Origin of the sequence: Pseudoxanthobacter sp. (genome assembly GCF_036822375.1) — a bacterium.
GTDB lineage: Bacteria > Pseudomonadota > Alphaproteobacteria > Rhizobiales > Segnochrobactraceae > Pseudoxanthobacter.
Window position 1 is genome coordinate 1 of record NZ_DAISHT010000265.1, and the last position, 2,051, is coordinate 2,051.

The 2,051-nt window shown below is 68.8% G+C and carries 2 protein-coding genes; one reads left to right on the forward strand and one right to left on the reverse strand.

What is annotated here, in order from left to right:
• Nucleotides 1-347: CoA-transferase (locus V7067_RS16115; protein WP_334176920.1), on the forward strand; the 347-nt coding region annotated here is incomplete at its 5' end.
• An 87-nt stretch (nucleotides 348-434) separates the two neighbouring features.
• Here V7067_RS16115 and V7067_RS16120 read toward each other — a convergent pair.
• On the reverse strand, nucleotides 435-1,820 hold the full coding sequence (locus V7067_RS16120) for an FAD-binding oxidoreductase (RefSeq protein ID WP_334176921.1): 1,386 nt from the start codon (nucleotides 1,818-1,820) through the stop codon (nucleotides 435-437).
• Nucleotides 1,821-2,051: the final 231 nt, after the last annotated feature.

Genomic DNA, 2,051 nt, shown 5'->3' on the forward strand with positions numbered 1-2,051 from the left:
TCGCCAACTGGATGGTGCCGGGCAAGATGGTGCCGGGCATGGGCGGCGCGATGGACCTCGTCACCGGCGCACGCCGGGTGATCGTGGGCATGCAGCACACCGCCCGCGGCGAGCCGAAGATCAAGCCGAAGTGCACCCTGCCGCTGACCTCGCTGCGCCGCGTCACGCTGGTGGTGACCGACCTTGCCGTCATCGAGCCCACCGACGAGGGCCTCGTGCTGCGGGAAGTGGCGCCGGGCGTCACTGTCGAGCAGGTCAGGGCCGCGACGCTGGCCACCCTGCTGGTGCCGGCCGAGCCGATCGTGATGCCGCTTGCGGTGAAGGACGCGGGCGAAGAGAACGACTGAGCCGCCGGGCGGCTCTGCCCGTTGCGCTTTCCACTGAAAACGACCCGCGACTGAAAACGGCCCGGCATTGCTGCCGGGCCGTTTGCGTTATTCCAGCACCTTGCCGGGATTGAGGATGCGGTCGGGATCGAGCGCGCGCTTCAGCGCCGCCATGACCGTGCGCTTGCCGGCATCGCCGAAGCGCGCCAGCGCCGTGCGGCGTTTCAGGCCGATGCCGTGCTCCGCCGAGAAGGCACCGCCGCGGGCCGCGACATCGCTGTAGACGATGGCGTCAATCTCCGCCTCCACGTCCGGCGGCACGGCGGCGCCCGCGCGGTTGAGGATGATGTGCAGGTTGCCATCGCCCAGATGGCCGAACACGAACGGATCGAGCGTCGGATCGAATGCCTTCAGATCGGCCGCGACGCGGGCCAGATAGGCCTCGATCTCGGAAGCCGGCACCGACACGTCATAAGAGGGCGCGGCCGGGAAAAGATGGTAGATGGCGCCGGTATCCTCGCGCAGCTTCCAGATATCGCCGCGCTGGCGTTCCGACTGCGCGATAACGCCGGCAAGGTCCGGCACGGTTTCGCACAGGCTTTCGAACAGCCGTTCGAACTCTGCCGCGATCGGCCCGGCCTCAAAGCCGCCGGCCTCCAGAATCAGGTAGACCGGCGCCGTCAGCCCCATGGCATCGGCAGAAAGGCCGTTGGCGGCAGCGGTGGCCAGCGCGAAGCCCTGCCACATGCCCTCCGCGGCCCGCAGGTTCAGCCGGCCTTCCGCCAGCACCCGGTTCAGCAGGCCCAGCGCCGTGGCGGTGTCGGGCAGGCCGAACATCGCCGTCACCACCGCCGCCGGCAGCGGGTCGAGCTTCACGGCCACCTTCGTCACCACGCCGAGCGTGCCTTCCGCGCCGATGAAGAGCTGCTTGACGTCGTAGCCGGTGGCGTTCTTGACGATGCGGGTCAGGTCGTCCACCACCGTGCCATCGGCAAGCACGGCTTCCAGCCCGAGCACGCGGTGGCGCATGACGCCGTTGCGGAAGGCCTGAATGCCGCCGGCGTTGGTGGAAACCATACCGCCGATGGTGGCCGTGCCGCGGGCCGCCAGATCGATGCCGGGTTCCAGCCCGAATGCGGCCGCCGCCTGCTGCAGCGCCTCCAGCGTCACGCCGGCCTCGACCACCGCGACCCGCTCCAGAGGATCGAGCCGCAGAATGCGGGCCATGCGGGCCGACGACAGCACCACCTCCGGCGCCCGCGTGCGCGTGGCGCCCACCAGTCCGGTGCGCCCGCCCTGCGGCACCACGGCCGTGCCCGTTTCGCGGCACAGCCGCAGCACGGCGGCAACCTCGCCGGCATCCGCCGGCGCCACGTAAAGCCGCGCCAGCAGGTTTTCCGGATGCCAGCCGGGATCGAGCAGGTCCACTGCCTCTCCCTGTCGCAGCCCCTGCGGCCCCACGATGGCTTCAAGAGAACGGGCAAGGTCTGTCATGATCATCGTCCGAAAGCGCGTCTGATCCGGTTCATCCGGTTGAAGGCGCATTTTATGTATAGACAATTGAAAGCGGAACCCACTAGCTTGGTCAAGACACAGCGTTTTGCCCGGTGGGCGCGCCGGCAGCCCCTGCCAGCCGGCCGTTTGCCACGGGCTGCAACCGGACAGCGTGCCTGATGGATGACGAAACCGTCCGTTCCGACGAAGGCAACGTTTCTTTGGGCAACG

What these genes read in the sequence shown, in the direction of transcription:
- V7067_RS16120 (WP_334176921.1), bottom strand. Translation starts at nt 1,820, where the DNA reads ATGACAGACCTTGCCCGTTCTCTTGAAGCCATCGTGGGGCCGCAGGGG.